Raw genomic sequence first — 7791 nt, 5'->3', positions numbered from 1 at the left:
AGCAGTGATATAATATGTAAGATATAAGATGATTCATTAGTATATAATTTACTTAGGACTTGCTGAAAAACAATGAAAGAGCTATTTCTGAACAGACACACATATTGTAAAAATTTTTGCGAGTTTGTGGACAAGCACTAAATAGGGTTGCTGACCTTTTCAGCAGCCCCTACTTAAATTTTTGGCCTAATGGAACTCGCATGCAAGCATTTATACATATTCTGTTTGTGGAACATTTGGTTTGCAATTTATACAAAAGTTTAACGGAGTATTGTTTTATTCATGTTATGTTTTTGTTCACAAATAATTCCCAAATTACCGGAGCAGACAGGGACAATTTATGGCAATCTTTGTCATGCTTTTTTCTTATAGCACCTGGTTTCTTGAACAACTTTTAAAAATTGTTATCTTTGTCATGCCCCTTTTATGAAATATCAGAAATCAGATCGTGCTTAATTCTTTCTTTATACAGATATAACTGGATGTTCCCGGAGTTTGAAAAAAGACAGACTTCTTTGAATAACAGCACCATAACAGCACCCACTTCCATTGTAATTTGCTGGTGGCATGAGTGACTGAGTAACTGTATTCTAACGTGCTGAAGTTTAGTTTTTATGGACAAGAAATATGTATCCTTAAAAGATTTGGCTGAAGAGTTGAATGTTTCAGTATCAACCGTTTCTCGGGCATTGAAAGACCATCCCGATATTAGTTTTGAGATGCGACAACGTGTGAAGGAATTGGCAGAGATGCGACATTACTCTCCCAATCCGCTGGCCATGGGACTTCTCAAGCAGGAAACCAGGATGATTGGCGTAATTATACCTGATATCATCACTCATTTTTATGCGTCAATTATTGCCGGGATAGAGAGTGTAGCAAGGGAGAACGGTTATTTTGTTTTGATATCCAGTTCGAACGAATCTACCCAGAAGGAAATTGAATCGGTTGAAAATCTTTTAAAGGCAAGGGTTGAAGGGTTTATTGTTTGTTTGAGCAAACAGACAACAAGTTATGATCATTTTAAGGGTTTACTAAAAAGAAATATTCCATTGGTTTTTTTCGATCGGACCTGCCTTGAAAATGAAGTTTCATGTGTCACTGTGGATAACAGGGAGGCCTCACGGAAAGTTGTTCATCATTTTTATCAGCAGGGTTATCGAAGGGTTGCTTTTATTTCCGGGCCGGATTATTTAAACATTTCGAAAGAGCGAATTGCAGGTTACTATGACGGATTGAATGATTGTAATCTACAAATTGATCCCGAGTTGTTGGTAAAATGTGATCTTAGTACCGATTCTGCAAGGGCAGCGATGAACAGGTTATTAAGTTTGTCAAATAGACCGGATGCTGTTTACGGGATCAATGATTTTGTTGTTTTTGCTGCTATGAAGGAAATAAGAAAACATAATCTGGAAGTACCCAATGATATTGGATTGGTTGGCTTTACTGATGAATTTCATGCAACTGTGGTGACACCTGAACTTACCTCGATAGTTCATCCCACCTTTCAGATTGGAGAAAGTGCTGCCAGGCTTTTTATAGATCAAACAGAACGCGGCAGAATGCCTCAAATGGTGATACTGAAAACTGAGCTGAAAGTTAGAGAATCTTCTGTGTTGAAGGGACAGCCTCGTTAACCTGATTTATTCGTATGATTTTTATTTCAAGAGTTCGGTCTGAAAAGCGTCCTTATTGCCTTGATTTTGACATAAATATACCTTTTTATACCATACTCACATATCGTTAGAATATAAGTAATTTAGTTAGCAGTTTTTAGTCAATGGTGAATAAGGGATAATTTGTCGACAGGCAGAAGTTTAAAAGGCAGAAGTATGGAGCAGAGGGCTAAGGGCAGAGAGGTAAGGGCAGAGAGGTAAGGGCAGAGGGCAAAGTGCAGAGGGCAAAGTGCAGAGAGGTAAGTGTAGGGAGCATGACCACGAGGGTATCTAAGAATTATTTTCTTTAGACACCCTCGTGAAGTTTTCCTTTTTATTTTTTCAATACAAAGCCTCCATTGGGTTGTACAGTGATATTCATTACTCCGTTTTCCGGTATTTCAGCGGTTTCCATATAAGGAGTGCCATCTCTTTTGTCGTTATACAAAGTTACTTTTTGTCCTGCCAGCGTGGGCAGTTTAAGTGATAACTTTTTTGCTTCTTCTTCAGCATTTACACCGGCAATGTACCACTGGAGGCCTTTGCGACGGGCAAGGACGCTGTATTTACCCGGGTAACCGTCTATGAAACGAGTTTCATCCCAGGTGGTTGGAATGTTTCGTAAAAACTCCAGTTCAAAAGCCGGGACATCGGTCAGGTTGTTTGGGGTGAGTGCAAAAAACTGAACAGGATTTTGAAAAAGTACACCTGTTGCCAGTTGAAATACATCCGTAGTCAATCTTTTCTGTCCTTCTTTGTTTCCTTTGTTCAGATACTTATTCAGGATAACGCCTCCAAACTCCATACTCGCTACTGAATTACGGATAAAGGGATGGAGGGCAGCGTAGACGGCTTCTTTTTCTCGTACATCCTGTACGAAAACAAGCATTTCAGAGGCAAGCACGGCTTCACAACCAATAAAATTAGGAAACATCCGTTCCCAGCCACGGGGAAGAGTAGCGCCGTGGAAGTTTACCATGAGGCCATAATCATTGGCATCGGACAAAATGTTTTCATAAAGACGCATGGTTTCCTGCTTGTCACCACCCAGAAAATCCACTTTCAGACCTTTCACCCCGACTTCTTTCAGCCATTTCATTTCTTTTTTGCGGGCTATGGAAGTGTTCATTTTATTCAACGGAGTCTGGAATGCATCGTTGGCGGAGCCATTTGAATTGTACCACAAGAATACACCTACATCTTTGCCGGCTGCATAATTGATAAGCTCTTCCATTCTTTCGTATCCGATATTGGTGTCCCACCATGCGTCTATCAGAATATATTCGAAATCCATGGCCGCAGCCAGATCAATATATTTGACCTGATCGGAATAATTCATACTGTTGTCCTGCCAGATGATCCAGCTCCAGGTACTGCGTCCGAAGTGGTAATCCCGGGATGGCTCATAAAGCGGGTCTACTACGTCCCATGGGATGGTGGTTTCCACGATTGGTTGTAAAGTTTTGCCTACAGTAATGGTTCTCCACGGGGTCACTCCCGGAAGCCCCAACTGGGCACCTGAACTCCCAAACCCGTTGTTCTGGGCCGGATTGGGATAGTCAACCGAAAACAAACCATTGTTGTATTTGCTTAGATGAGAGGCACAATAGAGGCTTCTGACACCGGTTTCTGAAAGCAGCACCCAACCATTGTCGTCTACCCTGAAAAGGCCCGGGAAAACATATCCTTCATTCGATAAATTGCTGTCAATCGGAACATCCGTTTCATATCCGCTTTCGTAACTGGGGGAAGTACGCGCAAATCCCTCCATAGGACGCATCATTGGAGAAAGGAAGGATTTGGTGTTATCAGGAAACCGATAGCCGGTTGTTTCTTTTTCTACCACGCAGACTCTTGTATCTCCCCATTTGGGCAGTTCATAGCGAAATGCAATGTTGTTGTTGCTCACCTGAAACAATACAAATATCGGTTTGTCTTCGGCATTGGAGAATGTGCACTTCAGGGTGTTGGCTTCATATTTCACGAAAGAGTGCTTGATTTTTGCCTGAACGTATTCTTTTTTTATCTTTTCGGTGGAAGACTCAACAAAACTCATATTGCTATGAAAATCACCTTCGTTGGTAATTAATCCAAGGGGTGAGTTCTCCAGAATTTCTTCTCCCTGATAAGAGACTGAATAAACGGGACTTCCGTTTTCAACAGACACGTTAAGTTTTAGGTGCCCGTCGGGGCTTTCTGTATTTGCAACCTGTTGCGCTGAAATACCAGTCGACAACAGGAAGCAGCAAATGGTTAAAAATGTGATAATTTCTTTTTTCTTGAATAACCCATGATGTAAGTTTTATTTTCAGACAATAGAGGTACTATAACTATTGAATACTGAATGTTGATGTTTTTTGTTGGTTCTGGCTTGTCCACGTCAGGTTTTTGGTTAATTCTTCAGATAGATATTTCAGTATTATATGAATTATCTTAAATTTTAAATCTAATAATTTGATAATCTACCGTTTCAATACAGATAACATCTTGTCTCCATATCTTTTGTCCCAATATCCTGTATCCTTCGGCGGTGAAATGCAAACCATCGGGTTGTCCGGGACATCCTTCGGATGAGATGACATACGAATTTCTTAGCACTTCCGGAAGTTGGTTAATGAATTGACTAAATGCCGCGCATTTTCCGCCATATTTAGCACTTAAAGTTTCACCTGCCAGCAAAGGTACTTCTTGAGGATTCAAATTTAAGTCGCTCATAAGGTTGTCATAAATGGCTTTAACTTTACGTGTCCAGAGGGTATCATTGGGATTGGATTCTCCCTGATGCAAAAGAATGCCTTTGATGACTCCGTCTTTTTGTGCCAGTTTGGCCAATTCTACTAAGCGACCATAAGGATTTCCTCCATAATTAGCAATCCATCCTTGCATCCAGTCTGGTGCAGAATCCACATAAGTTTGATAATTGTCTTTATCGAACAGTTCAATTTTACATCCCCCGACGGATACGTTGATAACCCCGACTTTGATGTCTTTCGGGAGATTTTCCACCATGGTTCTTCCGAAATAATCGGCTGGGGAGAGCCCGGCATTACAATCGGCCAGGGGAGGAGTAGCTGTGTACCACTTGCCTTTTTCCCTGTTCAGGTCTGGGCAATCCATCGCGCTCATTACCTTAAAACGCGGATCGACAACAGAGTCCTGTGCTTCAGCTTTGGCAGCACCTGCCATGTTGGACTGGCCGAAGCAGAGATATACCTGGAAATCGGATTTGTCGGTTTGCTTTTCAGAACATGAGGAAAGCATTGTGGCCAGCGTCAGGATGGAAAGTAGTGATATGAGTTTCATCCGTATAAAATTTTTGGAGTGTCGTACCATCTGCAAAAATCAAAAGTTTTATCCGATTAGATTTCTAAAGATGGTACGACACTGTATAGTTATTGATTAACAACTCTTTTGTTTGGGGATTCGTTCCCAAACAAATAGGAATCTTCATATCCACCGAAATCAACCACAATTTTTTCGAATACAATGCCCGGATCCATTGGTGTCAATGTGAGAATATGTTTTCCATCCGAAGTTTCCGGAACCTGCAGGTCAACTTTTTTCTCGATTACACGCCTGGCCACTGTCGGGTAAAACACTGTGTAAATATTTTCGGGCTTTTCGTTAAGGTTCCTGTTGAAGTTGATAACCTTCTCTTCCGCACCGTCAATGCCAACTTTATATCTGTGACCTTCAAGTCGTTTAAATGCCAGGGTAGATTTGACCACCACATGAACGTTTACAGAACTCACATCTTCAGGTAACTCCATTTTATATGAAATGGAAGCACCATCCACTGGTTCGGAATAAGGCATTACTGCTATTCCGCCCAATGTTCGACCTGCATGGGGGATTACCGTCCATTCTGCATTTTCGGCATCTTTCAGTTTATAATAGTGAGGTGCTTCGATGGAAATAAAACCATCTTTTGGAGAAAAAACATAATTGCCAACAGCTTTTTCCGGGTTTTTAATGCGGTGTATTTCAGGAAGTTTGTCGGCCGGGAAGTTGTCGTTCCAGGAAGTATAGCCGATTTTTTTCTGCGACATCATGTTTTTCCACTTTCCGCCGGACATCACGTTGTTGTAGTCGTAACTCAGTGCCTTGTCTCTTTCAAAAGCCTTTTCCACTTTTTCGGCCCAGAAGTTGGCACGTGGGTTGTTTTCGGCATAAAGCTTATGGTTCATGGCCTGGGCGTAATACATTTCGTAGAGATTCGCCATGGCCTGGACGGGGTAAAGAATGAGTTGTTTGTAGGCATCCCTGTAATCCGTTTCCAGGCTTAAATACTGACGCAGGGCTTCTGCTTCCAGTTTCAGGTATTCATCAGAGACCTTTTTCCACTCGCCGGTTTCAAGATTATAGGTATGACGGTCGAGCATTTCCGGTGTTACGCGTCCGTTGTACTTGCTGTAAAGGTTTAGTATGCGTGCAGCTTCGTCGGCCTGCTCTTCACCAAATTGCTGTGCACAAAATGCCCGGGGATGCTCCATCAGATTGTCCGCTTGATAGCGGGTAGGTTCCCATGCCATGTCCATAAACAATGTTATGGGATATTCCATGGGTTTCAGATCACCTACATTTACCACCCATAATTTGTCAACACCATAATCGTACGTCAGCTGCAATTGCTCCCATGCATGCTGAATGGGGGTTACATTAAGCCATTTGGAGTTTCGTGGGGCCCCCACATAATCAAAATGATAGTACATTCCCCAACCTCCCGTGTGTTTTAGCTCTTCTTCGTTGGGCAAACGCCTGACATTGCCCCAGTTGTCGTCAGCCAACAGAATGATAACATCATCGGGGACACGCATTCCCTTATCGTAATAATCGAGTACTTCCTTGTACAGGGCCCACACCTGCGGTGTTTCCTCTGCAGGACGGCCGGTTACCTCTTCAATGATTTTACGCTGGTTTTTTACCACTCTTTCCAGCAGTTCCACGTTAGTCTCTTCCGACATGGCCTCATCGCCGTCACCGCGCATTCCAATGGTGATAAGATCTTCAGTATCTTTAACACGCTCAATTCCTTCGCGGAAGAATTCATCAATTACTTCCTGGTTGGTTGAGTAATTCCAGGCACCATATTCATCACGGTTGCGGGCCCATTCCTTATGGTTACGTGCCATAGGTTCGTGATGAGAAGTTCCGATTACTATCCCCATTTCATCGGCGACCTTGCTGTTCATCGGGTCGTCGGCATAGAAAGCCCAACTCCACATGGCCGGCCACAGAAAGTTTCCTTTCAGGCGGAGTATCAATTCAAATACGCGAGTATAGAAGCGATGATCGCCATAATCGGTTCCATACCGGTGTTTTACCCATCCGGTAAGACTTGGAGCTTCGTCATTTAAAAATATTCCGCGGTATTGTACGGCGGGTTCTCCATCGGTATAAGTTCCGGGTTTTACGAAAACGTTTTCTTTCTTTTTTATCGGCACATCGGCCCACCAATACCAGGGGGAAACGCCCATTTGTTCCGACAGATCGTAAATACCATAGATGGTTCCCCTTCGGTCGCTACCGGCAATTACCAAAGCTTTTTCGATGCCCGGCAATGGATTTTTGACGGTTTTGATGATGAATTTTTCCCACTTGCCCTTCAATTCATTGGTCTCAATGACCTTTTTGGAAACAAGTTTGTCGATCAGTTTACTTTGACCGAGTGTTCCCGCGATGATGACATTTTTTGCCGCTGAAGCCTTATCTGTGTTTAGTACAGGCTTGACACCGGTAACTTTAAGGATATCATCCTGCAAGTCGTTAAACGCCCTTATGACACCGGGATCATCCTTTGAATCAATCAGCATTTGTGCTGCTTCTCCTTTTTCGGCAATAACAAAATCTCCATCACTCTTATCTTCTGAAATATATTTAGTGTCATTTGCTGCATTTGCAAAAACAGCATTAATACAAAATAGTGTCAGAATGAGTGATGTTCGAATAATCTTTATTTTTGTCCTCATTATGAAATGGTTAATTAGTGCCTGTCCATAAAGTACCATTTGCTGTGTTATGCTCGCCGCCAAAATCCTCATTTACGAAAAGTAAACTCCGGTTTTGGCGGCTTCGCAAGCCTTGCAACTGGTACTTTCTGAACAGACACACATATTGTAAAAAATTTTTGCGA

General features: G+C 42.3%; 4 protein-coding genes. 1 reads left to right on the top strand and 3 read right to left on the bottom strand.

Going from position 1 to position 7791, the window contains the following annotated elements:
- Positions 1 to 614: 614 nt before the first annotated feature.
- A complete protein-coding gene (locus OQ5_RS0106935; RefSeq protein ID WP_016776786.1) occupies positions 615 to 1640 on the top strand; it encodes a LacI family DNA-binding transcriptional regulator in 1026 nt (341 codons plus the stop codon).
- 352 nt (positions 1641 to 1992) lie between these two features.
- Here OQ5_RS0106935 and OQ5_RS0106930 read toward each other — a convergent pair whose 3' ends face one another.
- The 3 genes from OQ5_RS0106930 to OQ5_RS0106920 form a co-directional block, all read right to left on the bottom strand.
- Positions 1993 to 3894 carry a glycoside hydrolase family 97 protein gene (locus tag OQ5_RS0106930; protein ID WP_255297424.1) on the bottom strand — a complete coding sequence of 634 codons (1902 nt, stop codon included), beginning with the start codon at positions 3892 to 3894 and terminating at the stop codon, positions 1993 to 1995.
- A gap of 197 nt (positions 3895 to 4091) precedes the next feature.
- Positions 4092 to 4961 carry a sialate O-acetylesterase gene (locus OQ5_RS20480; RefSeq protein ID WP_218054509.1) on the bottom strand — a complete coding sequence of 290 codons (870 nt, stop codon included), beginning with the start codon at positions 4959 to 4961 and terminating at the stop codon, positions 4092 to 4094.
- An 89-nt stretch (positions 4962 to 5050) separates the two neighbouring features.
- On the bottom strand, positions 5051 to 7627 hold the full coding sequence (locus tag OQ5_RS0106920; RefSeq protein ID WP_085931014.1) for a glycosyl hydrolase 115 family protein: 2577 nt from the start codon (positions 7625 to 7627) through the stop codon (positions 5051 to 5053).
- Between the last annotated feature and the right edge of the window lie 164 nt (positions 7628 to 7791).

The sequence above is a fragment of the Anaerophaga thermohalophila str. Valhall genome (assembly GCF_000250735.1).
In the GTDB taxonomy this organism is placed as follows: Bacteria; Bacteroidota; Bacteroidia; order Bacteroidales; family Marinilabiliaceae; genus Anaerophaga; species Anaerophaga thermohalophila_A.
The sequence above is the reverse complement of the archived record's forward strand: the minus strand, read 5'-3'. Positions and strand labels throughout refer to the sequence as shown.

Bases quoted from the DNA above. Each gene is read 5' to 3' on its own strand.
- OQ5_RS0106935 (WP_016776786.1), top strand. From the start codon at position 615: ATGGACAAGAAATATGTATCCTTAAAAGATTTGGCTGAAGAGTTGAAT.
- OQ5_RS20480 (WP_218054509.1), bottom strand. From the start codon at position 4,961: ATGAAACTCATATCACTACTTTCCATCCTGACGCTGGCCACAATGCTT.
- OQ5_RS0106920 (WP_085931014.1), bottom strand. From the start codon at position 7,627: ATGAGGACAAAAATAAAGATTATTCGAACATCACTCATTCTGACACTA.